Source organism: Marinoscillum sp. HNIBRBA16962, assembly GCF_057801515.1.
In genome coordinates this window covers 4,173,716-4,198,808 of the sequence record NZ_CM173603.1, presented here as the reverse complement: position 1 = coordinate 4,198,808, position 25,093 = coordinate 4,173,716, and the positions used below count along the sequence as shown (strand labels likewise).

General features: G+C 42.8%; 27 protein-coding genes. 12 read left to right on the top strand and 15 right to left on the bottom strand.

Translation table 11 applies throughout. The features are described 5' to 3' along the window. The first annotated feature begins 31 nt into the window (after nucleotides 1-31). From AC3E9V_RS17480 to AC3E9V_RS17465, 4 genes are read left to right on the top strand one after another with little or no spacing between them, the layout of a single operon-like run. Nucleotides 32-952: a dimethylarginine dimethylaminohydrolase family protein gene (locus AC3E9V_RS17480; protein WP_488749433.1), complete on the top strand. Its 921-nt coding sequence runs from the start codon at nucleotides 32-34 to the stop codon at nucleotides 950-952. Continuing rightward, nucleotides 945-1,889, top strand: coding sequence for a citrulline utilization hydrolase CtlX (gene ctlX, locus AC3E9V_RS17475; protein ID WP_488749432.1), 945 nt, complete (start codon nucleotides 945-947; stop codon nucleotides 1,887-1,889). Before AC3E9V_RS17480 ends, ctlX begins: the two co-directional genes overlap by 8 nt. Further along, on the top strand, nucleotides 1,886-3,676 hold the full coding sequence (argS, locus tag AC3E9V_RS17470; protein WP_488749431.1) for an arginine--tRNA ligase: 1,791 nt from the start codon (nucleotides 1,886-1,888) through the stop codon (nucleotides 3,674-3,676). Before ctlX ends, argS begins: the two co-directional genes overlap by 4 nt. A gap of 9 nt (nucleotides 3,677-3,685) precedes the next feature. After that, nucleotides 3,686-4,591 (top strand): 1,4-dihydroxy-2-naphthoate polyprenyltransferase, encoded by a 906-nt coding sequence (locus AC3E9V_RS17465; protein WP_488749430.1) that lies wholly within the window; start codon nucleotides 3,686-3,688, stop codon nucleotides 4,589-4,591. 115 nt (nucleotides 4,592-4,706) lie between these two features. On the opposite strand, the gene AC3E9V_RS17460 is transcribed toward AC3E9V_RS17465, so the two are convergent. Beyond that, a complete protein-coding gene (locus AC3E9V_RS17460) occupies nucleotides 4,707-5,615 on the bottom strand; it encodes an Rpn family recombination-promoting nuclease/putative transposase (RefSeq protein WP_488749429.1) in 909 nt (302 codons plus the stop codon). Nucleotides 5,616-5,781: 166 nt separating this feature from the next. On the opposite strand from AC3E9V_RS17460, the gene AC3E9V_RS17455 reads away from it, so the two are divergent. The 4 genes from AC3E9V_RS17455 (at nucleotide 5,782) to hisC (ending at nucleotide 10,120) form a co-directional block, all read left to right on the top strand. Further along, nucleotides 5,782-6,630, top strand: coding sequence for a universal stress protein (locus AC3E9V_RS17455; RefSeq protein WP_488749428.1), 849 nt, complete (start codon nucleotides 5,782-5,784; stop codon nucleotides 6,628-6,630). Between the two features lie 301 nt (nucleotides 6,631-6,931). Beyond that, a complete protein-coding gene (gene hisG, locus AC3E9V_RS17450; protein ID WP_488749427.1) occupies nucleotides 6,932-7,789 on the top strand; it encodes an ATP phosphoribosyltransferase in 858 nt (285 codons plus the stop codon). Further along, nucleotides 7,789-9,144 carry a histidinol dehydrogenase gene (gene hisD / locus AC3E9V_RS17445; RefSeq protein ID WP_488753672.1) on the top strand — a complete coding sequence of 452 codons (1,356 nt, stop codon included), beginning with the start codon at nucleotides 7,789-7,791 and terminating at the stop codon, nucleotides 9,142-9,144. Before hisG ends, hisD begins: the two co-directional genes overlap by 1 nt. Next, the gene (hisC, locus tag AC3E9V_RS17440) at nucleotides 9,074-10,120 is read left to right on the top strand and encodes a histidinol-phosphate transaminase (protein ID WP_488749426.1); all 1,047 of its coding nucleotides are present in this window, start codon (nucleotides 9,074-9,076) and stop codon (nucleotides 10,118-10,120) included. Before hisD ends, hisC begins: the two co-directional genes overlap by 71 nt. Nucleotides 10,121-10,162: 42 nt before the next feature. On the opposite strand, the gene AC3E9V_RS17435 is transcribed toward hisC, so the two are convergent. Next, a complete protein-coding gene (locus tag AC3E9V_RS17435; RefSeq protein ID WP_488749425.1) occupies nucleotides 10,163-10,384 on the bottom strand; it encodes a type II toxin-antitoxin system VapB family antitoxin in 222 nt (73 codons plus the stop codon). A 138-nt stretch (nucleotides 10,385-10,522) separates the two neighbouring features. Here AC3E9V_RS17435 and hisB point away from each other — a divergent pair, with 138 nt between their 5' ends. Continuing rightward, nucleotides 10,523-11,617 (top strand): bifunctional histidinol-phosphatase/imidazoleglycerol-phosphate dehydratase HisB, encoded by a 1,095-nt coding sequence (hisB, locus tag AC3E9V_RS17430; protein ID WP_488749424.1) that lies wholly within the window; start codon nucleotides 10,523-10,525, stop codon nucleotides 11,615-11,617. Between the two features lie 33 nt (nucleotides 11,618-11,650). Here hisB and AC3E9V_RS17425 read toward each other — a convergent pair whose 3' ends face one another. Beyond that, nucleotides 11,651-12,256 carry an HD domain-containing protein gene (locus AC3E9V_RS17425; RefSeq protein ID WP_488749423.1) on the bottom strand — a complete coding sequence of 202 codons (606 nt, stop codon included), beginning with the start codon at nucleotides 12,254-12,256 and terminating at the stop codon, nucleotides 11,651-11,653. Between the two features lie 218 nt (nucleotides 12,257-12,474). On the opposite strand from AC3E9V_RS17425, the gene AC3E9V_RS17420 reads away from it, so the two are divergent. Continuing rightward, a complete protein-coding gene (locus AC3E9V_RS17420; RefSeq protein ID WP_488749422.1) occupies nucleotides 12,475-13,902 on the top strand; it encodes a DUF1593 domain-containing protein in 1,428 nt (475 codons plus the stop codon). A 114-nt stretch (nucleotides 13,903-14,016) separates the two neighbouring features. On the opposite strand, the gene AC3E9V_RS17415 is transcribed toward AC3E9V_RS17420, so the two are convergent. Genes AC3E9V_RS17415 through AC3E9V_RS17405 form a run of 3 tightly spaced genes read right to left on the bottom strand, consistent with a single transcriptional unit; the run spans nucleotide 14,017 to nucleotide 16,076 of the window. Beyond that, nucleotides 14,017-14,457, bottom strand: coding sequence for a hypothetical protein (locus tag AC3E9V_RS17415; RefSeq protein WP_488749421.1), 441 nt, complete (start codon nucleotides 14,455-14,457; stop codon nucleotides 14,017-14,019). Nucleotides 14,458-14,512: 55 nt separating this feature from the next. Next, the gene (locus AC3E9V_RS17410) at nucleotides 14,513-15,451 is read right to left on the bottom strand and encodes an alpha/beta fold hydrolase (RefSeq protein ID WP_488749420.1); all 939 of its coding nucleotides are present in this window, start codon (nucleotides 15,449-15,451) and stop codon (nucleotides 14,513-14,515) included. A 34-nt stretch (nucleotides 15,452-15,485) separates the two neighbouring features. After that, nucleotides 15,486-16,076, bottom strand: a complete 591-nt coding sequence (locus tag AC3E9V_RS17405; RefSeq protein WP_488749419.1) for a TetR/AcrR family transcriptional regulator — start codon at nucleotides 16,074-16,076, stop codon at nucleotides 15,486-15,488. Between the two features lie 113 nt (nucleotides 16,077-16,189). Here AC3E9V_RS17405 and AC3E9V_RS17400 point away from each other — a divergent pair, with 113 nt between their 5' ends. Beyond that, nucleotides 16,190-16,909 (top strand): cytidylate kinase-like family protein, encoded by a 720-nt coding sequence (locus AC3E9V_RS17400; protein ID WP_488749418.1) that lies wholly within the window; start codon nucleotides 16,190-16,192, stop codon nucleotides 16,907-16,909. Here the strand turns inward: AC3E9V_RS17400 and dinB are convergent. From dinB to AC3E9V_RS17375, 5 genes are all read right to left on the bottom strand, one after another. Further along, nucleotides 16,906-17,988, bottom strand: coding sequence for a DNA polymerase IV (gene dinB / locus AC3E9V_RS17395; protein WP_488749417.1), 1,083 nt, complete (start codon nucleotides 17,986-17,988; stop codon nucleotides 16,906-16,908). The genes AC3E9V_RS17400 and dinB overlap by 4 nt on opposite strands. Nucleotides 17,989-18,059: 71 nt before the next feature. After that, entirely contained in the window at nucleotides 18,060-18,911 is an 852-nt protein-coding gene (locus AC3E9V_RS17390; RefSeq protein ID WP_488749416.1) for an HAD-IIA family hydrolase, read from the bottom strand. 2 nt (nucleotides 18,912-18,913) lie between these two features. Next, the gene (locus tag AC3E9V_RS17385) at nucleotides 18,914-19,957 is read right to left on the bottom strand and encodes an aminoglycoside phosphotransferase/kinase family protein (protein ID WP_488749415.1); all 1,044 of its coding nucleotides are present in this window, start codon (nucleotides 19,955-19,957) and stop codon (nucleotides 18,914-18,916) included. 3 nt (nucleotides 19,958-19,960) lie between these two features. Next, on the bottom strand, nucleotides 19,961-21,307 hold the full coding sequence (locus tag AC3E9V_RS17380) for a glutamine synthetase family protein (RefSeq protein WP_488749414.1): 1,347 nt from the start codon (nucleotides 21,305-21,307) through the stop codon (nucleotides 19,961-19,963). A gap of 22 nt (nucleotides 21,308-21,329) precedes the next feature. After that, nucleotides 21,330-21,896 carry a hypothetical protein gene (locus AC3E9V_RS17375; RefSeq protein WP_488749413.1) on the bottom strand — a complete coding sequence of 189 codons (567 nt, stop codon included), beginning with the start codon at nucleotides 21,894-21,896 and terminating at the stop codon, nucleotides 21,330-21,332. Nucleotides 21,897-22,005: 109 nt separating this feature from the next. On the opposite strand from AC3E9V_RS17375, the gene AC3E9V_RS17370 reads away from it, so the two are divergent. Beyond that, nucleotides 22,006-22,476: a DUF2214 family protein gene (locus tag AC3E9V_RS17370; protein ID WP_488749412.1), complete on the top strand. Its 471-nt coding sequence runs from the start codon at nucleotides 22,006-22,008 to the stop codon at nucleotides 22,474-22,476. 61 nt (nucleotides 22,477-22,537) lie between these two features. Here AC3E9V_RS17370 and AC3E9V_RS17365 read toward each other — a convergent pair whose 3' ends face one another. The 4 genes from AC3E9V_RS17365 to AC3E9V_RS17350 are packed head-to-tail and all read right to left on the bottom strand — an operon-like array spanning nucleotide 22,538 to nucleotide 25,088. Further along, nucleotides 22,538-23,050, bottom strand: coding sequence for a 4'-phosphopantetheinyl transferase family protein (locus tag AC3E9V_RS17365; protein WP_488749411.1), 513 nt, complete (start codon nucleotides 23,048-23,050; stop codon nucleotides 22,538-22,540). A gap of 13 nt (nucleotides 23,051-23,063) precedes the next feature. Further along, nucleotides 23,064-23,516 carry a cellulose biosynthesis cyclic di-GMP-binding regulatory protein BcsB gene (locus AC3E9V_RS17360; protein WP_488749410.1) on the bottom strand — a complete coding sequence of 151 codons (453 nt, stop codon included), beginning with the start codon at nucleotides 23,514-23,516 and terminating at the stop codon, nucleotides 23,064-23,066. A gap of 32 nt (nucleotides 23,517-23,548) precedes the next feature. After that, a complete protein-coding gene (locus AC3E9V_RS17355; RefSeq protein WP_488749409.1) occupies nucleotides 23,549-23,803 on the bottom strand; it encodes an acyl carrier protein in 255 nt (84 codons plus the stop codon). Continuing rightward, nucleotides 23,796-25,088 carry a beta-ketoacyl-[acyl-carrier-protein] synthase family protein gene (locus AC3E9V_RS17350; RefSeq protein ID WP_488749408.1) on the bottom strand — a complete coding sequence of 431 codons (1,293 nt, stop codon included), beginning with the start codon at nucleotides 25,086-25,088 and terminating at the stop codon, nucleotides 23,796-23,798. The genes AC3E9V_RS17355 and AC3E9V_RS17350 overlap by 8 nt, the downstream gene beginning before the upstream one ends. Nucleotides 25,089-25,093 lie beyond the last annotated feature (5 nt).

Genomic DNA, 25,093 nt, shown 5'->3' with positions numbered 1-25,093 from the left:
CTTTTGTGGCTGTTTTTTACATCAATACCCCATGATTAAGATTCAAATAAACGACGAAACAGCTCCATTGGAGGCTGTGGTGTTAGGTATTGCGGAAAATTCCGGTGGCAAGCCCCGAGAAGAGGATGCTTATGATCCCAAGTCTCTGGAACATATTAAAGCAGGCACCTACCCAAAAGAAGAAGATATGATTCCTGAAATGGAAGCGTTAAATAAGGTCTTCGAGAAGTATAATGTGAAAGTGTATCGACCGGAAAATATCCAGAACTGTAATCAGATATTTTCCAGGGATATAGCGTTTGTTGTGGAGGATTTTTTTATTAAATCGAACATACTGCCTGACAGGGAGCCAGAACTGAAGGCTATTGAGTACATCGTAACACAAATGAACCCGGAGAAAGTAATCACTCCACCCAAAGAGGTACATATAGAAGGAGGTGATGTGATGCTTTGGGAAGATTATCTCTTTGTGGGTACGTATAAAGGACCGGACTACCCGGGGCATATCACTGCCAGGACCAACCTTGAGGGAGTAGCTTTTTTGAAATCTTTCTTCCCGAATAAGCAGGTAAAAGAGTTTGATCTGGCTAAGTCAAATACGAATGCTAAGGAAAATGCTTTGCACCTGGACTGTTGCTTTCAGCCTGTAGGCAGGGACAAAGGGATCATCCACAGGGAAGGATTTCGTGACCCGAAAGACTATCAGTTTTTGGTGGATCTTTTTGGCCAGGAAAATCTGTTTCACATAGATAAAGAAGAGATGTATCAGATGTTCAGCAATGTGTTTTCTATTGCCCCGGATGTTGTGGTTTCGGAGAAAACATTCACAAGACTTAATAATTGGTTGAGGGAGCAGGGCTTCACCGTTGAGGAAGTTCCATACGCTGAGATAGCTAAACAGGAAGGATTATTGAGGTGTTCTACCTTACCACTGAGGAGGAAATATGAGTGAGCAGATTACAGATACATTAATGATGATCCGTCCGGTAGCTTTTCATCGCAATGAACAGACTGCTGTCAATAATTACTACCAAAAGACAATAGAGGGGCTATCTCCGGAGCAAATTCAGGAAAAAGCTCTTCGGGAGTTTGATGCTTTCGTACAGAAACTAAGGAATGCCGGTGTTCATGTAGTCGTTTTTGAAGACACAAAAGATCCGGAAACACCCGATTCCATTTTTCCCAATAACTGGGTGTCATTTCATGAGTCCGGCAATGTAATCCTGTATCCGATGTATGCAGAAAACAGAAGGCTTGAGCGGAGAGATGATCTGATCCAACAGCTTGGAGAAGAATTTTTCATTTCAAGTATTTCAGGGTTTACGGACTGGGAGGCGGGAGGTAAATTTCTGGAGGGGACAGGTAGTCTGATCCTGGACCGGAAAAATAAAATCGGGTATGCTGCAATTTCCGAACGAACCCACCCTGATGTTTTGGAAGACTTTGCAAAAAACACCGGATATACAATGATTACATTCAGTGCATTTCAAACCGTAAACGATCAGCGAATGCCGATTTATCACACCAATGTAATGATGTGTCTTGGTGAGCAGTTTGCCCTGGTTTGCGGGGACAGTATTGATGACGAGATAGAAAAAAAGCAGCTGATCAGATCTTTTGAAAATACAGGTAAAGAGGTAATTTTTATCACCGAAGAGCAGAAGGAGCGGTTTGCAGGCAATATGCTCCAGGTAAGAAATGGTGTAGGCGAGCGTTTCGTTGTGATGTCTGAGTCTGCCTTTAAGTCATTAAATCAAACACAAATAAGTCAATTAGAAAAACACGGTAAGTTGCTTTACAGTCCGCTGGACACCATTGAATGCCTGGGCGGGGGTAGCGCCCGCTGTATGATGGCAGAGGTATTCTTACCGAAGAAAAAACAAGCATGATAGCCATAGAAGAGCAGTTAAAAGAGCACTTAGTTAAAGCTTTTAAGTCACTTTTTGATGCTGAGGTGGATGGGGGATCTTTTTCCCTGCAGCCTACACGCAAGGATTTTGAGGGAACGCACACGCTCGTTGTCTTCCCCTTTTTAAAGCAAACCAGGAAAAGCCCGGAAGAGTCCGGGCAGCTTATCGGGGCGTATTTGAAAGAAAATACTGAGTTGATCAGTGATTTCAACGTGGTAAAAGGGTTTCTCAACCTCGTGATAGCTGATCAGGTCTGGATTAGTGCACTTGGCAGTCTGGGGCATGACGAACATTTTGGTGTTTTTCCACCAAATGGTAAAAAAGTGATGGTAGAGTTTAGCTCTCCTAATACCAATAAGCCACTCCATCTTGGACACCTCCGAAATAACTTCCTGGGGGATTCTGTATCCCGTATCCTGACGGCCTACGGATATGAAGTAATGAAGGTAAACCTCGTTAATGACCGGGGGATTCATATCTGTAAATCCATGCTGGCGTATCAGAAATTTGGTAATGGAGAAACTCCCGAAAGTTCCGGGTTGAAAGGGGATAAGCTCATCGGCAACTACTATGTAAGGTTTGATCAGGAGTATAAAAAAGAGATCGAAGGTTTGATCCACCAGGGTATGGACCCTGAAGAAGCGAAAAAACAGGCGCCCCTGATCCTGGAGGCCCAGGCAATGCTCAGGAAATGGGAAGAAGGCGATCCGGAAATTGTAGCCCTTTGGAAAAAGATGAACGGTTGGGTCTTTGATGGATTTGATATGTCGTACGAGACCATGGGCATTTCCTTTGACAAGGTCTATTATGAGTCTGAAACCTACCTTCTGGGAAAGGACGTCATCAAAGAGGGTATCGATAAAGGGGTTTTTTACAGGAAAGAGGATAACTCCGTATGGGTTGACCTGACCAGTGAGAAGCTTGATGAGAAGCTGGTACTGCGAGGAGATGGTACTTCGGTCTATATCACTCAGGACATTGGTACCTGTGAGCTGAAGCACAATGATTTTCCTTTTGATAAGTCGGTATACGTGGTAGGTAATGAACAGGATTATCATTTTAAGGTACTCTTTTCCATCATGGATAAGCTCGGAAGGGACTATGCTGATGGTTTATATCATCTTTCTTATGGCATGGTAGATCTGCCTTCCGGTAAAATGAAGTCCAGGGAAGGTACCGTAGTGGATGCAGATGACCTGATGCAGGAAATGTTTGAGACTGCAGCGAGACAGACCGAAGAGCTTGGAAAGATTGAATCCCTGACCAACGAGGAAGCTCAGGAGCTTTACCGTGTGCTGGGTCTAGGTGCATTGAAATATTTTCTGTTAAAAGTAGATCCGAAAAAACGGATGCTTTTCAATCCCCAGGAGTCCATCGAATTTCAGGGGAATACCGGTCCGTTCATTCAATATACCCATGCCAGAATTTCAGCCATCCTAAGGAGGGCGAAGGCACTGGATATCGCAACGGACTTTGATGATCAGAAGGTAACCAGGCTTCATCCGAAGGAGCTCGAGGTAGTGCACAGGCTTACCGAACTGCCAAAAGTGGTCGAGACAGCTGCTTTGGAATATTCACCTGCTATGGTGGCTCAGTATGTATATGATCTGGCCAAGGCATACAATGGATTTTACCAGGAAGTACCTATTTTTAATGAAGATGATCCTGAAATCATAAAAATGCGTGTTGCTCTTTCTGCGGCGGTTGCAAGAACTATTAAAGGAAGTATGGAGCTTTTAGGTATTCAGGTGCCTGATCGAATGTAATTTTGTGTGATGAGTAAGACAAAAACCTGGATTCAAGCATTTAGATTAAGGACCTTACCCCTGGCATTCTCCTGTATTTTGATGGGTGCTTTTTTGGCTGCAAGGGAGCATGAACTGGATGGCTGGATCCTGACGTTAAGCTTACTCACCACCCTGTTTCTTCAGATACTTTCCAACCTGGCCAACGATTATGGTGATGCCACATCAGGAGTAGATGGCGCTCAGCGAACGGGCCCGGAGAGAACGGTATCTGCCGGGCTCATTTCCAGGTCAGCGATGAAGCGGGGCTTGTTTGTGTTTTCCTTTTTGTCTTTTCTGAGCGGGATTATTCTTATTTTTCTGGCCTTTGGTGACCAGTGGCTTACATCTGTAATCTTTCTGGTTTTGGGAGTTGGCGCTATTGGAGCGGCTATTAAGTATACTGTCGGGAAAAAACCGTACGGGTATGCAGGTTTTGGTGACCTTTTTGTAATGATCTTTTTTGGCATTGTCGGGGTAGGAGGCAGTTACTATTTGCACACCGAGCACCTCAATTACATCATTTTGCTTCCAGCTTATTCCTGTGGTGCTTTTGCTGTTGGTGTATTGAATGTCAATAACATCAGAGACATAGAATCAGACAGGCAGTCAGGCAAATACAGTCTCCCGGTTCGCATGGGGCGGTCAAATGCGATACTCTACCATTGGTTTTTGTTGGCGACCGGGATGGGAACCATGGTTGCTTATGTTTTCATGGTGCAGGGCGCATTTTTTGAATACATTTTTCTGCTCACCTTACCCCTTTTTGTGTCTAATGCCTGGGCTGTAAAGTCCCGAAAAACTTCAGAGCAGCTGGATCCATATCTGAAACAATTAGCCCTGGCCACCCTGTTTTTTGTATTGCTTTTTGGTATCGGTCAGATCCATGTCAGTTAAGAAATAAATCGCTCCCAGAGGGAGCCCTGTGGGAGAAGAAAGCAGAATTAAGTTATACTAAAGAGGTATTTGAGTGAAAGCAATCTCGATTTGATGGATTTTAGAGTGCTGGAAGTTACTTCCTGGCGAGTTGGGTAACTTCTTTTGAAGACAAGGTAGTAATTTCGGTGACCTCCTGGATTGACATACCTCTTTTAAGGAGGGTTTTGGCTATCTCCAGGTTCCTTTTTTTAATGGCTTTTTCTCTTTTTTTTCTTTCTTCAAGGGCGCCTTCCTTTTTTGCTCTGTCTAATAGAAATTCCTCTATTCCCATGGTTGTTTTCTTTTGTGTGAGCAGCTCTACTTCCTTTTCAAAGTTACGCTCTATTTCCTTATGTTCAAAACGAATGTAATACCGCAGAAAGTTCATCAACGCCCTGATCTTGCCTTTTGATATCTTTTTACCCAACAGACGTCTAGCAAGGTCTATTTTCAGTTCATAGAGCTGTATTTCATCCATTTGTTTTCCCTTCAAAGATATTTTTACAGTCAGGATCACCATAGCGAAGGGATTGTCGCTTGCCATAAGACTGACATCTGGTTGTTCCAAAACCTTGCAGGTGTTGAATTCATAGCTGGCCTTTGTGCCCAGGCACTCCTGCTCAAACTTTGAGGGGTGAAAATGCTTATCTGAATCAGTAAAAATGGCAAAGGCCGCCACAGGCTTGTCGTACTTGTCCAGTATGCGCGAATAATAGCGATACATTCTTCTGGCAAAATGCATGTCTGTATACCCCTGCACTTCTATATGTACCAGGATCCACTCTTCGCCACCTTTCTTTGTGAATACCTTGACCAATTTATCCACATATCGAGGGGTGTATTGATCCTGTTCAGGTGGGAAAAGTTGTTCCAGTTCTTTATCGAGGTACTCAAATCCCCGGTTAAAATCAAACAGCTTGTCGGCATTAGGGTAGAAAAAACGCAGGAAATCATCGAAAATATCTTCCAATATTGCCTTCCAGAGGATATCATCTTTATTCATCCGCGCAAAATAGAGAAAAACTTATGTCATGCCAATTTTTACTTGCCCAACACCTTTAGACATTCTCGGCTATTCAATTAACGAAAAACTAAATTTTTAAAAAGAAAAATTTTCTATTGCTGAAACTGGGATTAACTTAGTCTCAAACAACAAAATCACTTTAGTCATGAAGAAAATACTCGTTCCGTACGATTTTTCAGGTATAGCGCTTCATGCGCTCAACTTTGCAGCTGATCTTTCCAGGAAATCTTCAGGTTGCTCGGTTACATTGATAAACGTCATAGAACAACCTACACCAGATACTATAAAAACCATGGGGATCGTAGACTATGATCCCATGCAAAGTCTTTATATCAAAAAGCTCATTGATACTGCAAAAGAAAAGATGGAATCGTTGATGGCGGACGATCGGTATAAGAATATAAAGCTTGATTATAAAATCGTATTGGGGCACCCTTTCAAAGAAATTTCTGAAGAGATAAAAACGCAAGGGGTAGAACTCGTCGTGATGGGCACCTCAGGAGCGTCCGGTGCAGAGGAGTTTCTCGTAGGCTCAAATGCCGAACGAATGGTGAGGTACTCCAAGTGTCCTGTTATCACAATAGGTGGCGAAACAGATGTAGATAGCATCAAGAGTATCGTCCTTGCATCGGATTTCCATGAGGTCCCCGATGCGTTCGTTAATCATGTAAAAAAGCTACGAGACCTGTTTGGAGCAAAACTAAGCCTGGTAAAGATCAATACACCTGCAAGCTTTACGACTACTCGTCACGATAAGAGGCAGATGGAAGAGTTTAAACAAAAGTACGGACTTAAGGATGCACCTTATGAGACTTATAACCATTCCAATGAAGAGGATGGTATCGTGGCATATGCCGAGGATATGGAAGCTGATATGATTGCTTTAGGTACCAAGCAGAGGCGGGGAGTAAGTCACTTCCTTTCAGGCAGTATTGCAGAGGATGTGGTCAATCACGCCAAAGTCCCGGTCTGGACTTTTGGTCTCGATAACTGATAAAAACATTAAGCCCTCCCGATAGTTTCGGGAGGGTTTTTTTTCCGAAAAGCTGGATTATGCTCCCTTTCAAATGAATTTCCCTTTTTCCGTTTGTCAGTAAGTTTTGGAAAAAGAAAATTCATCTTCGTTTCATTTGATTTTATAAAAAAATCAGCTTTACATTTGCCCCAATGAATTACGTGATTACGATACATCATCATTCCCATCATTCCCGGTAAGGGAATCATATCTGTCATTATGGCTTTTTGCCATCACATAATTCATCAAACAATCTTCTTTACTTTTCATTTAATTTTTTATGTCAAAACTAAAAGTAGCCGTACAGAAATCAGGTCGCTTGAGCGAGGACTCTTTGAAGCTATTTAAGGAGTGTGGAATTAAGTTTAACAATGGTGCAAAGAAGCTTAAAGCGCATTCCAGCAATTTTCCTGTTGAATTTTTGTTTCTTAGAGATGATGATATTCCCGGGTATGTGGAAGATGGGGTAGCGGACCTGGGAGTAGTGGGCCTCAATGTCCAGGAGGAGTATAACAAAGATGTAGAAATTGTCAAATACCTCGGTTTTTCCAGATGCAGGCTTTCATTAGCTGTACCACGGGAAGTTGATTATTCAGGAATTCAGTTCTTTAACGGTAAAAATATAGCCACCTCATACCCGAATATTCTAAAAGCCTATTTAGCTAAGAAGGGCATCGAAGCGGAGGTTCATGAGATAAGCGGCTCAGTGGAAATCGCTCCGGGAATAGGTCTGGCCGAAGGTATCTGTGATATTGTGAGTTCAGGAAGCACCCTGCTTAGCAACGGACTCAAAGAGGTGGAGACGGTAATGAAGTCCGAAGCGGTACTGGTTGCCGGTAAAAACCTGGATGAAGAGCAGCGTGGTTTACTGGACCAGCTGGTGTTTCGAATGAATTCCGTTTTGGAAGGCAAAAACAATAAATACGTTTTGCTCAATGCTCCAAATGATTCACTGGATAAGATCATAGAACTATTGCCAGGCATGCGAAGCCCTACGGTTTTGCCGCTGGCTGACAAGGGGTGGAGCAGTATCCATTCTGTGATCAACGAAGACGACTTCTGGGAAGTTATAGAAAAACTCAGAGCTGCTGGAGCCGAAGGAATACTGGTAGTGCCTATTGAAAAGATGATCAAATGATTCCTATTTACGAAAATCCCGGAAAGGAAGAGCTGGTTGAGATCCTGCAGCGGCCTTCTTACGATTTTTCGAAAATCGAAAAGGTGGTGAAGCCCATCCTCAGCAAAGTACAGCGGGGAGGCGATAAAGCATTAAAAAAGTTTGCTCTGGAGTATGATCATGTGGAGCTCAATGACCTTTGGGTTACTGAAAAAGAGCTAGCTGAAGCTGACAAGCATGTTCCTGATACACTGAAGGAGGCGATTCAAATTGCCTATGAGAATGTCAGGAAATTTCACCAGGCTCAGGTGCAGGATGACCTGGTGATGGAAGTGATGCCGGGTGTAATCTGCAGCAGACGATCCGTACCCATCCAAAAAGTTGGGTTGTATATCCCGGGAGGGTCCGCACCCTTATTTTCTACGGTATTGATGTTGGCCATACCGGCAAAGATTGCTGGTTGTGAAGAGATCATTATTTCGAGCCCGACCAATCGGCTGGGGGCGATCAATCCTGTGGTACTTTACACCGCAAAGCTTGTAGGCGTTAATCGCATTCTCAAGCTAGGTGGAGCCCAGGCCATAGCAGCAATGGCCTATGGTACGGAGACTGTTCCTAAAGTGGATAAGATATTTGGGCCGGGCAATCAGTATGTAACTGTAGCTAAACAGATGGTAGCTAAACAGGACGTGGCCATAGATATGCCGGCAGGACCGTCTGAGGTGTTGGTAGTGGTAGACAAGCACTCGGATGCGGGATTTGCCGCAGCTGATCTGCTCTCCCAGGCGGAGCATGGCGTGGATAGCCAGGTGGTGCTGGTTTCTATGAGCAGAAAAAAGGCTGAGGAAGTAAATAGAGCTGTAGTCGATCAACTGGAGGGGCTCAGCAGGAAGAAAATTGCTTCAGAAGCTTTAAAAAAGAGTGCGGTTATAGTTGTAGAAGATAAGAAGCAGGCACTTTCCATCATTAATGAATATGGACCGGAGCATTTGATCATTAGTACTACTAAAGCAGAAAAGCTGGCTGAAAAGGTGGTTAATGCAGGTTCGGTATTCGTGGGGCCTTATTCTCCGGAATCTGTAGGAGATTATGCAAGTGGTACCAATCATACACTCCCTACCAATGGGTGGGCCAATTCTTACAGTGGAGTGTCTTTGGATAGCTTTGTGAAAAAGATCACTTACCAGCGACTGAGCGCTGAGGGACTAACCTTACTTGGCCCTACCGTGGAAAGAATGGCCGAAGCTGAGCACCTGGATGCTCACAAAAATGCAGTAACAGTACGATTACAAAAACTTAGAGAAGATGGTATACCCGGAAAAACTGATAAGACCCTACCTGAAGAAGGTGAAAGCATACTCTTCAGCAAGAGATGAATATGAGGGTGAGATCGGGGTTTTTCTGGATGCCAATGAGAACCCCTTAGGGTCTGCTAGTGAAGGTATCTATAACCGGTATCCGGACCCTCATCACAAAGCGCTTAAAGCACGGTGGTCAGAACTAAAAGGAGTGAGTACGGACCGGATCTTTTTCGGTAACGGCAGTGACGAGCCCATTGATCTATTAATAAGGTTGTTTTGTGAACCTGGAAAGGACTACATCATCACACTTCCCCCAACCTATGGGATGTATGAAGTCAGTGCTGCGATCAACAATGTAGAAAATAAGAAAGTACCCCTGAAGTCAGATTTTAGCATCAATCTAGGAGCGCTCAAAGTTTCCTGGGATGAGCATGCTAAGCTACTTTTTCTGTGTTCGCCAAATAACCCTTCCGGCAACCTCCTGGACCGTGAAGCTATGATGGATATTGTAAAGTCTTTCCCGGGGATGGTTGTTGTAGATGAGGCTTACATTGATTTTTCTTCCGAAGGGAGCTGGGTAGAGGTTATGGAAAAACACCCGAACCTTGTCGTTTTACAGACCCTGAGTAAAGCATGGGGCATGGCGGGTATCAGGGTAGGAGTAGCCATGGGTGATCCGTATGTGATCTCAATGCTGGACCGGATTAAGCCACCTTACAACCTGAGCCAGGCAAATCAGCGACTTGCCCTGGAGGCTTTAAACAATCAGGAGAAAAAAGAGGCTCATGTGAAAACAATCCTTTCGGAGCGGGGGAGACTATATGAGGAGCTGGATAAATTTAGTATGGTGAAAGAGATTGTTCCCAGCAATGCCAATTTTCTGCTTGCAAAGTTTGACAGAGCCCGGGAAATTTTTGAATACCTTATCAGGGAAAGGGTGATCGTCAGAGACCGGACCAGTCATTTGCACTGCGAAGGATGTCTGCGGATTACGATTGGAAAACCGGAGGAAAATGATCGGCTCTTAGAGTTGCTGAAAGCATTTCAGTAGGAGAAGAACTTTATAAGGAGGCGTTTTTGATAAGTATTGGTATCAATCAAAATCATTTCCAAGTCTTTTACGCTTTCTTTCAGCTTTATAATCATAATCTTCGTCCCAGTCTAAAGTACCAAAAAGCTTTACGATTTCCAGTTGCTTGTGGCACTGTACATATTTCTTCAGCACCTCATTTACCGCAGCTTGCTTGGTCTTATGCTTACCAAGTTTGACAGCCTCATTTGGCAGCTCTTGATCGATATCTAAATTTGTTGCCATAAATGTTTATTGGTCACACAATGTTTTATACATTAAACTTACACATAACATTTATAGAATTAGTTCGCTTAGAGTTCAAGTGCGAAAATTCTATGAATTTTTCGGGTTAATTTGCGGATTATATCAGGAATAGAAAATATGCGACCTATACTATTTATTGACCGGGATGGTACTATCAACTATGAGACGGAGGATGAGCAGATTGACAACATTGATAAGCTGAAGTTTCTGCCGGATGTGCTTTACTACCTGCGCAAGATCCAGGCAGAGTCTGATTATATGCTGGTGATGGTAACCAACCAGGATGGTCTCGGAACAGACTCTTTCCCTGAAGATACCTTCTGGCCTGTTCACAATCTTATTATGCGGGTACTGGAAAATGAGGGGATCAGGTTTGATGAGGTACATATTGATGAGCACTTTCCGGAGGATAATCACCCGAACCGTAAACCGGGTATAGGCATGCTGAAAGGATACCTGAATGGAGAGTATGATATAGCCAATAGTTATGTGCTGGGTGACAGGGCGACAGATATTCAGCTTGCTGAGAATCTGGGATGTAAGGGTATTCACATAGCTTCTGAAAAAACCACAAATGCGGTCTTTACTACAGAAAGCTGGAAAGAGATCTATGAGTACCTGATCCTCCATCCAAGAAAAGCCAGTGTGGTTCGGAAAACCAAAGAAACGGATATTGCCATTGAGCTGAACCTGGACGGAAGTGGTAAAACGAATATTACCACAGGTCTGGGTTTTTTTGATCACATGCTGGATCAGCTGGGTAAGCACGGAAACATCGACCTGAAAGTGCAGGTAAACGGCGATCTGCACATTGATGAGCATCACACCATAGAAGATACTGCGCTCGCATTAGGAGAGTGCTTTTTAAAAGTGCTTGGGAATAAAAAAGGCATTAACCGGTATGGCTTTTTGTTACCTATGGATGATGTACTTGCCCAGGTGGCCATAGATTTTGGGGGTCGACCCTGGCTGGTGTGGGAAGCGGATTTCAAACGAGAGAAAATTGGAGAGATGCCTACTGAGATGTTTATGCACTTTTTCAAATCTTTCTCGGATACAGCTAAATGTAACCTAAATATCAAAGCAGAAGGGGAAAACGAGCATCACAAGATCGAAGGGATCTTTAAAGCATGGGCAAAGGCAATCAAAATGGCTGTGAAAAGGAATCCTGAGGAAATGAGTAGTTTACCTAGCACCAAAGGGGTCTTGTAGGTTTTTTATTGTATCGTTTTTGAAGCAGGAAAATTATTTCACATTTCCCTGGTGCTTTACTATGAAAGCAATGACCTCTTCAAGCGGTAAGCCAGCTCTTTCAGAAGCATCCCGAACATCATCCCTGGAAACCTGAGCCGCAAAGTTCTTGTCTTTGAGTCGTTTCTTTACCCCTTTTACATTCATGCCCTCGTAATTGGTGGGGCGCATGAGTGAGTAGGCATGGACCAAGCCAGAGAGCTCATCAAAGGCGTAGAGCATCTTGTCCATCTTGGTTTCCGGCTCAACTCCAAAATAGGAGGGACCGTGAGAAGCGATGGCACGTATAATCTCCGGATCGATATTGCGCTTTTCGAGGTCCTCAATGATGCGCTTACAATGCTCATCCGGCCACTGATCCCAGTCAGCATCGTGTAGTAGCCCGGCGAGGTACCATTTGTGTTGATCTTCAGAGCTTAGGCCCTCGACTTCCTCAGCCCACTTTTTCATCAGGTAACCGACCTGCTTCATGTGAAAGATCAGGTTGTCATTTTTTACCCAATCCTTTAGCAGGTCCAGAGCTTCCTTTTCAGTTAATACATTTCCCTTATTTGCCGGGTCGCCGAATGTGTTTCTTCCTAATAGATACGTTGGTGTCATTTTGAGAAATATGTAAAAATGCGAGATTAAATGTAAAGAGACACCAGTTCTTCTTCAAGACATCTGCCTTCCATTTTAAACTTTTAGAGGCATAATTATCGATCAGAGTATCAGGGATACAATCCATTGCGTTAGTAGCATAATAGTATATTTGAGTAAAGAAAGTCATTGCAGATTCGCAAAAATCCACTTTTGAAAACGCCCAAGAAATACTGAAGATGAAATACCTAATACTACTCACAGCTTTTTTGTTAATCTCAGCTCCTTTGACCGGTCAGTCTGTTCAGAAAAACAGAGTCATAATCCTTACAGACATAGAAGCTGATCCCGATGATACCCAGTCGCTGGTTCGTTTGCTTCTCTACTCCAATGAAATAGAGATCAAAGGCTTAGTAGCTACGACTTCTTGCTGGCTTCAAAATTCGGTTCATCCTAATTCCATTAAGCGGGTGATTCAGGCCTACGAAAAGGTGCAACCTAATCTGACAAAGCATGACTCGGAGTTTCCGGAAGCACAGGATTTGTATCCATTGATCAAAAGTGGACTGCCAGTCTATGGAATGAAAGGTGTAGGTGAGGGAAAAGACTCAGAAGGATCCGATTGGATCATTCGTGAGCTGGAAAAAGATGATGATCGACCGTTGTGGGTCTCTACCTGGGGAGGTGTAAACACCCTGGCACAGGCACTATACAAAATAGAAAAGACCAGGAGCGAGAAAGAAGTAAAACGACTTATTTTAAAGCTTAGGGTTTATACCATTTCCGATCAGGATAATAGTGGTATCTGGATCAGGAATAACTTTCCGGACCTGTTTTACATTGTCAGTCCGGGTGATGACTATGGTCAGGCCACCTGGACTGGTATCAATAGTTACGTACGCGGAATAGACAATACTTCCATCAGCAACAGTTGGATAGCTCAAAATATCCAGCAAGGTCATGGCCCCCTGGGAGCTGTGTATCCGGATGTGGCGTGGGGGATGGAAGGTGATACTCCTGCATTTTTGTCTTTAGTACCAAACGGACTGAATAATACTGAGTATCCGGATTGGGGTGGCTGGGGTGGCCGCTACGAACTTTACAAGCCGGATTTTTCAAAATTGAAAGACGGACATTCGATAGTGACCATCGAGCCTGAGACGCGGGCCATTTGGACCAATGCTATTGACGATTATACACCATACATTCCAGACGAATATGGCCGTACCGTAAAGCGAGACACCGTTTCGTTTAAAAATGATAAAGTTACTTTATGGCGCTGGAGAGAAGATTTTCAAAATGATTTTGCCGCACGGATGGATTGGTGTACAAAGTCTTTTGATAATACCAATCATGCTCCGGTTCCGGTATTGTCACATCCTGAACGAATCACCGTAAAGTCAGGTCAGGGCTTCACCTTGGATGCTTTTGATACTTATGATCCTGATGGGGATAGTTTCGGTTTTCTATGGTTTCATTATCGGGAGGCTGGCACTTATGAAAAAACGATAAATGTAAATGGAGCCGAGAATGTGTATAAGGCCTATTACACCGCCCCAAAAGTTAAAAAGGAAGAAACGGCACATTTTATATTAAAAGTTACGGATAGGGGTGAGCCACCATTAACGAGGTATAAGCGGGTGATCGTAACTATAAAGCCAGAGTAGTTCCTTCTCTAAGGTTCATATAATCTCCCCTGCACTAAAAGTTTTCTTCAGTGACTTCCTTAGTCAGGACCTTTCCGCAGTTTGCAGCGGCAAAATTATTTTGTAGTTGGTAGATTAGAATCTGTCCCAGGGAATTCCGAACAACATAAGCAACAGAGCCACACTGAAAAAGATTGCCTGGAAACGATGCTTTACGCTGGCATCTTGGGCTTTTTTCGAGATACTTCGTCCTATTTGTGCAGCTACCACAGCAAGGATCATCACCAGAATATGCTCTACGGCCCAAAACCGTAGCGTGGCATCTTTCATAGCCCCGCCAAAGTCCTGGAATGCCTGATCAGTCCAGGGGCTTAAAAAGATGTAAAGAATGAGTCCGATCAGTAGCTGAAGGTGCATAGTGCCTACAAAGGAAGCAGCCAGGATGTTATCAATTTTCTGATAAGCAGGGCGACTAAAAAGCCCTATCAATGATTTCAGGATAACGATTACGGATAGGAGTAATACTAACCACCTAAGACCTGAATGTGTATGTAAGAAGATTTGGTAGGCACTCATACTTTTTACTTTCAAATATAGCAAGGGAGTTTAAGTCATGCTCAAAAAAAATCCGCTAATGTCTTTTCACTGATACATCTGGCTGAATGGAAATAAGCCTGGAGATATACCCGATTATTTCCGGAGCTTTCAGGATCTTGTTGTGCCCCAGGCCTTTGGTTTGTACGAATTCACTTTTTGATAATGCCTCCTTAAGCTCCGTGCCCCGCAGGAAAGGTACGGTCTCATCGTCTTCGTCATATATCAGATGAATCGAAACATTCTTCAGTTGGTCAGATTTGTCACGGAGGTCAAAGTAATCAACCTTTTGCTTATAATATTTTTCTACAAGCTCGCACATCTCTTCGTATACCTCGTCTTTAAAGCCAAATTCTTTTATGGTATCATAGAAGAAGTAACGAACATAAGGGGGAGCTGAGATCAAAATGAGATTTTTTGGGTGTATGGCCGGAGTGATTTCCGTCAGGACCAGACCAGCTGTAAGACCACCCAGTGAGTAACCTATTACCGTATGGTAAGGGCCTGATTTTACGTAGTGATTTTTGAGGATATCACGAAATTCCGGTAAAGCTGTATGCCTGCCTTCCGACTGTCCATGAGCTTTCATGTCGATTCCTTCCACCACAAATCCCTGGGCTACAAATTCTTCGATCATCCGCCTGAAATCCGCAATTTTTGAGCGCCACCCATGGCTCAGTAAAACTTTCGGGCCGGACGAGCCCCATTTGTAATGGATCACCTTATGGCCTAAATAGCTGGACTCTGTGATTTCAGCTTTTTCAATCAGTGATAGCTGGGCTGGCGTAAACCTGGACTTCCCCGGTTTGGTAAACTGATGCCAGATGATCTCCGAGGTTTTTCGGGGAGATATGTGCTGCAGTGTGTGCAAACCCTTTTTGAGCAACTCTATTTTCCAGTTGGTCCTGGCAGGGTGGCCTTTAGCCTTGCCATTTAGTTGATTTTGAGTTCTGGCTGTAGTGATTTTATTTTCCATAATATACCAATTGGTATTTTAATAATTAAAAAAATTATAAGCTTATTGCATCGATCTGCATTTCCAGTCCTTTTTTTATGGCACTGTAAGATTCGTTGGTTCCTTCCACTCTGGCCATCAGGATAGCTCCCTCTATGGTGGCATATAGCATGGTGGCATACAGTTCTGAGTCTACCCCCTCCCTGATCTGTCCCTCGTCTATTCCTCGTTGCACGATTTTTCGCAGGGAGTTTTTAATCATAGCGATGGTGTTTATTACCTTTTCTCTTAACAGGGGGTGGGTGTCATCAGCTTCTACTGCCGTATTTATTATTGGGCATCCACCCTCTATCGGTGGTTTATTAATATATTTTTCATAATACTTAATGATTGCTTTAAGCTTTAAAGGAGCTGAGGGCTGCTCCCTTATCCTTTCCTTTAAGTCTTTCAGAACCATGTTTACAGCATAATCAAAAGCGGCAACTGCTACGGCATCTTTGTTCTCAAAATTTCCGTAGATGGCGCCTTTGGTAATCCCGGTCGCTTTGGTAATGTCTGAAAGTGATGTGGCCCGATATCCCTTTGTGTTAAAGATGGACATTGCCCTGGTGATGATCAGGTTTTTAGTAAGTTCCGGGTTTCTCATACTGCAAATATACCGATCGGTATTTTAATTTCAAAATGTCATTCAGCATGATCTAAATCATAATTTCTGTTTTACACGTATTCTAACTTATAGGAGCATAAAAGGAGGTACTTATGAAAATCGATCTTAAAAAATATTTTGAAGAACGGGATAAAGTAAGGGCGGGTAGCCAATCCGAAGGGCCTGTCGTTACTTTATCCCGGGAGTATGGTTGTGAGGCGAATCGAATAGCCGGTTTGCTGATCCAGCGGTTAAATGATTTTCCATCCTGGCAAAGTAACCCGCGGTGGAGGTATATCAGCAAAGAAATAATTGATGAGTCTGCGAGGGAGCTTGGTCTTAAGCCTACGGAGGTAGATCAGCGGATCTTACAGCATTCTTCTGATACGGTCAATAATATCTTTCAATCGTTTGATCATCACTACAGCGTTTCGGACAGGGTAATTCTGAATAAGGTGAAAGAGGTCATAAAGACCTATGCAACTAAAGGGCATGTGATCATTATAGGTCGTGGAGGGGGTCTTTTGACCCAGGAGATGCAAAATGCATTAAGAGTGCGTCTGATGGCGCCTTTGAGTGTACGGGCTCAGCATATAGGCAGGAGTATGTCACTTGACATGAAAGAAGCTGAAATGCTGGTGAGCCATTTTGATGAAAACAGGATACGGTGGATGGAACATCTGTCTGGGGTGAAGTATGAGCATACTTTGTTTGATCTGTTGATCAATGTACATACCTTAAGTGATAAAGAAATTGTAGATGTGATCTTTAAAGCAATGGAAGACAAGGGCATGCTTGCGGGTAAAGACCAAAAGGCCCATGTGGTAAGTTAGAATTTTAAAGTCAGCTGAATTTCCTGAAAGGAGGGTGGTTTTTGAAAATTAGAGATCCCTACCCCCAGTAGCCTGATACCTTCGTCTCTTAAAAGGGAAGGGTCTATGAGGTTATCTATGTTGCTTTTGAGTTCGGGCAAAGTTGTGATCGGTTTTTCTTCAGAGTGGCTTCTGGTGATTTGCTTAAAGTCTCCGTATTTCACTTTGATGGTTATTGTTTTACCTGACTTTTCTTTTTGTGCATATCTCCTGTAGGTTGTTTCTGCTATCCGATGAAGTTCTGACCTTACTTCATCCAGCTTCATGATGTTGTGATCAAAGGTGTTTTCTGCACTGATCGACTTGCGTTCCCGGTTGGGTTTCACAGCCCTGGTATCGACCCCACGACAGATGTCATAATAGTAACTGCCGGACTTACCAAAACGAAGCCTCAGGTCTTCCAGAGATTTTTTCCTTAAATCTGCGCCGGTAAATATGCCCGCATTTCTCATTTTTTCAGCAGTGGCTTTACCAATTCCGTGAAACTGGCTGATCGGCATTTTTCTCAGGTATTCGTCCGCCTCCTGTGGGAGGATTACAAAGAGTCCGTCAGGTTTCTTTACATCCGATGCTGTTTTAGCCAGAAACTTATTGTACGAGATCCCTGCAGAAGCTGTTAATCCGGTCTGGTCTTTTATTTTGCTTTTGATCTCTCTGGCAATCAAAGTTGCAGAGTTTAACCCAATCCTGTTTTCAGTAACATCAAGATATGCCTCATCCAGGCTGAGTGGTTCTACCAGATCTGTGTACTCTAAAAAGATAGAACGAATAACATTGGAAACCTCCCGATAACGCTCAAACCGGGGCTTAACGAAGATCAGGTTGGGACACTGCCTTGCTGCGATAGCCGAAGGCATAGCTGATTTCACACCAAATTTTCGAGCTTCATAGCTTGCAGCTGCCACTACGCCGCGTTCTTTATTTCCACCTACGGCTATTGGTCTTCCACGATATTCTGGATAATCATGCTGCTCCACAGAAGCATAAAATGCATCCATGTCTACATGAATGATCTTTCGTATGATTTCAGGGGTTTCCAAAGCAAATAAGGCTTTATAGATAAATTTACCCCTTATATAAACGTAAAAGTAGCGTCTGGTTTGGGGGTATATTACTGTATAGCCACCGAATCACAAACATAAGTCGGGATGATCCCGGAGGTATTTACCCGCATTTCAGCTTGATTGGGCAGTGTATTACCACTCAGAACCAGTACGGTATCCAACCCAAATTTGTTTCCACCTAAAATGTCGGTTGTTAGTGTATCACCAACCATCAGAATTTTATCCTTCTCGTCTGAGCCCCCTTTTCCCACACTGTGTTCATATGCAAAGATGAACATCTGAGCATCAGGTTTACCAAACCTGATAAACTGTTTTCCGATAATGTTTTCTACCATATTGGCGATACTTCCAATGGCGACCGCAACTTCGTGCCTGGATACGGGGTAGGATTTATCCGTGTTACATACTATGGTGGGAATATTTTGCTGACGGAGGAGGTTTACCACTTTGTTGATATCATGGTACCAGTCAAACCCTTCATCATCAAGAAAAACCACCGCACTTATATCGTGTCCGTCCTGTAGGTCCAGGTCAGCAATGGATATGGTTTTGAGGCCAAGTGTTTCAATGTAATGGGCAGATCTGCCAGTCCCCAGATAGGCAATGGTTCCGGATTTTACTTTAAGTTTTAGGTATTCCTTGGCCAGCATTCCGGAAGAAATAATCTTGCTTTGGTTGACTTCCCTGAGGCCTTGCTCCCGGTAAGCCTGGGCCAGCTCTTCAGGTCCCCGTGAGGCATCATTGGTAATGATAAAATAATCTATGTCGTTGTCCTTCAAGAACTTAAAGGTGTTAATCACTCCGGGGATCAGGCCTTTGTGATTTTTTAAAACCCCAAATGCATCAAAGAATACTGTCCTGTATTTAGTGACTATGGATTTGAAAGGAGTAATTTCCATTATTAAAGGTTAAGCGCTTTTAAAATTTTATCCTCATTGAACTTCTCAACCTGTGGGAAGTAAACCTCATATGCCTCTCGCTGTAGCCTGGAAGCATAGAGTTCATTAAAAAAGTACCTGCCATCTTTGATGACATAATTTAAAATAAAAAACCTGTATGTCTCTTTGATGATTTTTACTTCCTGGACTGTCAATGGATAGATATTATGATAGGATTTTAAAAAGATCAAAAAACGATCTTCTTCCAGTGGGTCCAGCAGATAGCTGAATGCTGTTCTGTCACCGATGGTGGAACACACCCTACTGAAAAAATAGAAGTCCATCACCCGGGTACTCATTCTGAACCAGTCATAGTCCCATCGACTGTAGAAACGATAATCTTTGGTTACGGAAAAGTTACCAATGTTCCAATCTACAAAGACAGGGATTGACTCAAGCTTATCTACTCCGATCTTCTCGCAGTTTTCAACAAAAAGGTCGCATTGTTTTTTGATGGTATCGATATGACCTCTGTGTTCAAACTGACCGTGTTCCGTTTCCAGAATTTCCCTGAGATGGTCTATGTCGTGCGTGGTTTGCTTGAAAGTGGGAGGGAGTGTATTTTTTACTGTGCGACAAGCCTTATGAAATTTAGCCAGCTCTTCCCCAAGAATAGCTATTTGCCCTTCGTTTTGCTTTTTTGCTGGCTTTTGGTCAATGTTTATCGGATTATAAAACACCACCCAGGCATCCAGAATACTATCCTGGTGACGATAGGTGAAGAGCTGTCCGTACTTGGTTAACGACTTAGCCAGAAAATTCTCAAAAGGAGTTGGTAGGTTGTTTGAGAGTGAGTTGATAATAGAATGATCTTCGTAGAAGTGCTCAAACTTCCCAAAATAAGAGAGCTTTGCAATGATGATCCCATCGTCTTCAAATCTGATCCTATAGACGTGATTGGTGGATACTTTGGCACTGATGTCTTCAATAGTTCGTATCTCTCTGGAACTATCATACTCACACCATGCATCCTCTATGATTTTTATAAAATCAATTACCTGGTACATGCTTTAAATAATTTCGAAATATCGCTTAAGTTCCCAATCAGTGACGGCTTTCCTATACTGACGGCATTCCCATTCACGGGTTTTGGTAAAGTGGTCTACAAATTCTTTTCCGAAAAGGTTTTTAGCTATTGAGCTTTTTTTCATTTTCCCGGTGGCTTCAAAAAGGTCCTTTGGCAAGGTGCCATTTTCGGTATTTTTGTAACCGTTTCCTTCGGTTGGTTTTACGTCCAGTTTCAGTTTATTTTCAATTCCGTAAATACCTGATGCCAGAGCAGCGGCCATAGACAAATAGGGGTTAGCATCTGATCCGGGCACCCTGGTTTCCAGCCGCATTGCATCTTCGTTAAAGTTGATCACCCTAAGGGCCGTAGTTCGGTTATCGATACCCCAGGTCAGTGTTGTGGGTGCCCAGGCGCCCTCCACCAGTCGCTTATAGCTATTGATCGTGGGTGCATACATAGGAAGAATTTCAGGAAGACATTTTAGTTGGCCTGCGATATAGCTTTCCAGGGTAGAGGATATTCTGGTTTTTTTCTTCTCATCGAAAAAAACATTCTTTTTACCCTTCCAAAGGCTTTGATGCAGGTGACCGCTACAGCCTGGCAGGTTTTCATTCCATTTGGCCATAAAACTGGCAGTGAGCCCGTATTTAGAGGCAATTTCTTTTACAGCTGATTTAAACAGGGCTGCCCGGTCTGCAGCTTCCAAAGTGTCAGAATAACGAATACATGCTTCGTATACTCCGGGTCCGGTTTCGGTATGGATGCCTTCCAGAGGTATTCCAAACTGCTCGAGCATCACAAAAAGGTCATTGAAAAACTCACTGTTCTGAGCAGCTCGAAGTACAGAGTAGCCAAACATCCCTGGAGTGAGGGGAGTGGGTGACACGTGTCCTTTGTCAGACAGAGACTGGCCGTCTTCTTTGAAGTTAAACCATTCAAATTCCTCGGCAAATTTTGACTGAAACCCAAGTTTTGTGGTTTTAGCAATTACCTTTTTCAATAGGGTCCTTGGGCAGGCAGGGTGATCTGTACCAGAAAAATCCCCAAGAACGAATGGAATGTTTTCTTCCCAGGGGATATTTCTCAGCGTAACCAGGTCAATAGATGCTTTGGCATCCGGGTAGCCCGTATGCCACCCGGTGACCTTCACATTGTCATAGGCATTGTCAGCCACATCCCATCCAAAAATCACATCACAGAAGCCCAATTCTGAGGTTGCAGCATCAAGAAATTTTTCTTTATGCATGATCTTGCCTCTCAGGACACCATCAATGTCTACGATAGCAAATTTGACGCGGCTATCAGTACTGGATTTAATACGTTTAAGTATATCCTCTTTTTGACCCATAAACGGGAGAAAATAAGTTCTGTTACTTTACTAATGTATCTAGTTCGGCGAGCATATGTTCGAGATGGAAGACCATTTCTTCATCTGAAAGGCCTTCACTTTGCATAAGTGAGTCTATTTCCTCATAAAGCTGGATTTCGTAATTACGTGTCTCCCCTTTTGCATACTTCAAGGCATTTTTGATGTGGAGTCTACCATATTTTAAAGCCAGCTGGGCTTTCCCTTGTTCGTGTGATTCTATGAAATGTTCAGAAACCTTGATCTCAGCAAATGTCAGGGCATTCAATACACTAATGAAAGCCTCATTCATATCATCAAAATTAAGTGAATCGTTCATTAGCTCATCGTGGATCATCTCTAGTTTACCGATAGCTTCGTCAATGGTTTGTTGACTTTCCTCATCAAGTTCCTGTTCAATTTCCCGGACAGCCTCTATAGCTTCTCTCAAGTGCATCAGGCTCCTGTCGTAAGCATGCTCCACTGCATAAACCTTTGCATTCCCTAAAAAAAGATCAGGATCTGTGGCATCATGACTTAAAACGGACTCTTCGGGTTCTATAAAATATGTAGCGCTATAGAGAAGTGCCATACAAACAGCAGAAAAACCTAAATATGAGAGTAGTTTCAAAACCTTGAATCATTTAGTTTATGTAAACTTATAGGATTTGTTTAATATCACAAGATGAACCAAAGGTGAATTGATTGGTTTTGATAAAAATATTTCTCAGTTCATGGATCTGTTTATTCTATTTCGGTATATACATTTCATCGGTATTTTTTGTGTGGTGGGAAGTTTGGTCGCTGAAGTCTTCTTGTTGAAGAAGAAGCTTAGTGGGGCAGAGGTAAATCTACTTGCCAAAGTAGACGGTCTTTATGGGTTCGGGGCGATAGTAACGCTTGGAGCCGGGTTTGTTATGTGGCTTGGCGTGGGAAAGCCGGCGTTATTTTACTCCCATAATTGGATTTTTCACCTCAAAGTATTTTTGTTTCTAACTATTGGGATACTCTCCATCTGGCCTACTGTCTTTTTTATGAAAAGCCGAAAGGCAGGCGCTGATTCAGTTGAAGTTCCCGCAACCATAAGGAATATGGTTCGTATAGAGGTTTTTTTGCTGTTTATTATACCACTATTAGCTATTCTGATGGCGAGAGGTATAGGCTCTTTTTAAGCTGGATCTAGTGAGTCCCGGTAAATTGCGATTCTGATTTCTTTTCATTAGCTGCTACGGATTAGAAATCCGGGTATGCAAATGCAAGGAATCTTCCATGATGAGAGATACTGATGGGGATTTTCCTGTAATCCAGCATTGGTAATCCTTTAGTATCGGTGGATACATTCATTTCCAATGATTTCTTTTCCAGGAAAAATGCTTTAATAACTTCACGGATTTCTGCCGAAGTGTCATCTTTTTTACGCTCACGTATTTCATATGAAATGGTTCCTGAAGTAGCTTCAGCTATTGCCAGTACTTTTTCCCGGTCTGACTTTATTTCTCCTGCTGCTTTCCCGGAAGAAAATAATAGTTGCTCACCGGACTTATAGATGTTTACCTGTATGAGCTTGGGGTCAAAGGGCTTTACTTCCCTTTTTGTTTTGAAAACAGCTTCTTTGGCTGTCCAGAGTAACCAAAAGGTGACTTCACTTTCTGGGTACTGATCATTAGGGTGCTGAATAAACCTTAAAGCCCCTTCTCTTGACTTTAACAGTGGGTCCTTTAAGTCTATAATGTCAATCCCGATCAAATGCTAAATCTTGTTAAATGGCGGATTTATCTACCATGATTTCGTGAGTATTTTCAAAGACAAGCCCTTGTTGGCCATCACCTGACTTTTCATGAGCAAAGTCGATAGGCTCTTTTCCCCTATAAAGTTCATAGTATATCTCCCACCTCTTATCAAATGCCAGATTCCCAACTCCGTTGTAAAGTTCAATTTTAATTGTGTTTTTTCCCTCCAGAAGGTAAGGGTCTAAACCTATCCTTGTAGACTCATTCTTTTTGTTTTTAAGGTCCAGGTTGGGGATCTCCTCACCATTCACATAGACCTTTGCCTGGCTATCTACTGTCCCAAACAGGAGTGAGTAGCTAAATGCCTGGGGAGTAGAGGGAATAGAATCTGTCTTTGTAGATAATTCTTCTTCTTTGTTTTGATTGCCGGAAGAGCAGGCTGCAATGACCAGAAAAATCAATAAGAATTTAGAAAAATGCATAAATAATGGTTTATCTGGTATATCAGGAAGTATTAATTCTCTGTTTGCTTTTCCAGAATGATATCTATAGACTCGCCTACAGTGCTCATCTGTGCTATAGCATCATCATCAATCATAATATCATACTTCTCTTCAATATCCAGTACAATATCAACGATATGAGCTGAATTTATTTTAAGGTCGTTAATAAGGTTCGAATTTTCAGATAGATCTTGCAACAGACCTTTTTCCTGGATATAAGGGTCAATGATTTGAATCAGTTCCTCTTTTACTCTATTTCTATCCATTATCGTTATTCCACTTTCTAAATACTATACAACAATTTAAATCACCAAAACCAAAGTTTGATTTTATGATTGTCTGAACGTCAGAATCAATCTTCTGGTTTGGAATTTTTTGCAAAGGTATCAGTTTTTCAATTTCGGGGTGAATATTTTCTACGTTTAAGTTGGGGTGAATAAATCCGTGATAAAGTTGAAGCGCACAAGCTACTAGTTCAATGGACCCCGCACCTGCGATACAATGCCCAATCATGGATTTTGGCGTATTTATATAAGGGAAGTCCTCAAAAGGCAGATTCAGGGCTGTTTTCCAGTTTTCAACTTCAATAGGGTCTCCTTTTGTGGAGGTGAGGTGTCCTGATATCAGGTCTATTTCTTCGGGTGTTATATCGCTATGTTCTATAGCTGACCTAATGCAATTGACTACAGCCACTGAATTAGGGGCAGTCATCGTACCACCATTGCGTTGTCCTCCAGTGTTTATCTCTCCTCCCAGGATTTCAGCATAGATTTTAGCTCCTCTTTCCTGAGCGCTTTCGAGAGATTCCAGTACAAGTGACCCAGACCCTCCACCTGGCACAAATCCGGAACTATCAGAACTCATTGGCCTTGAACCCCTGATGGGATTATCATTCGAATCACTACATAAAACTCTCATGGCATCAAAGCCTCCCCAAATATATCTCCCATCACCTTCCGTACTACCACACAGCATTCTTTCCATCTTTCCTGACTGGATGAGTTCAAAACCCTGTAGAATAGCCTCACTGCCTGTAATACAGGCCGAACTGTTAGAAAGGATTCGTCCACCAAAACCAATGATGCTATTCAGAAAGGCTGCAGCTCCGCTACTCATAGCTTCGGGAATAGATCGGGAACCTAACCTTCTGTGATTGCCCTGATCTATTAAATTGAGCTTTGATCCAATAAATGTATCAAGTCCATGAGCTCCCGAACCCATAATGATCCCTTCATGGGGACTAACTTCATTTTCATTGATTGAAAATCCGGCATCCTTCCAGGCTTCCAAACCGGACAGGCAGGCATATATTACGGCATTATTTTCCATTTTCCTGGCAATGAAATCCGGTAGATTTTGAGATTTATATTCATCAGTTAATAAAGGTTTCCCTCCTATCTGACACTTGAAGTTTAGCTCCTTTAGTTCATCCCAAAATTGTATGCCAGATTTACCTGTTTTTATTGCTGATAGAAAATTCGATACCCCTAAAGCATTAGGTGCAATAATTCCTAGTCCGGTAATTACTACTCTTTTATTTAAACGACCCAAGTCTA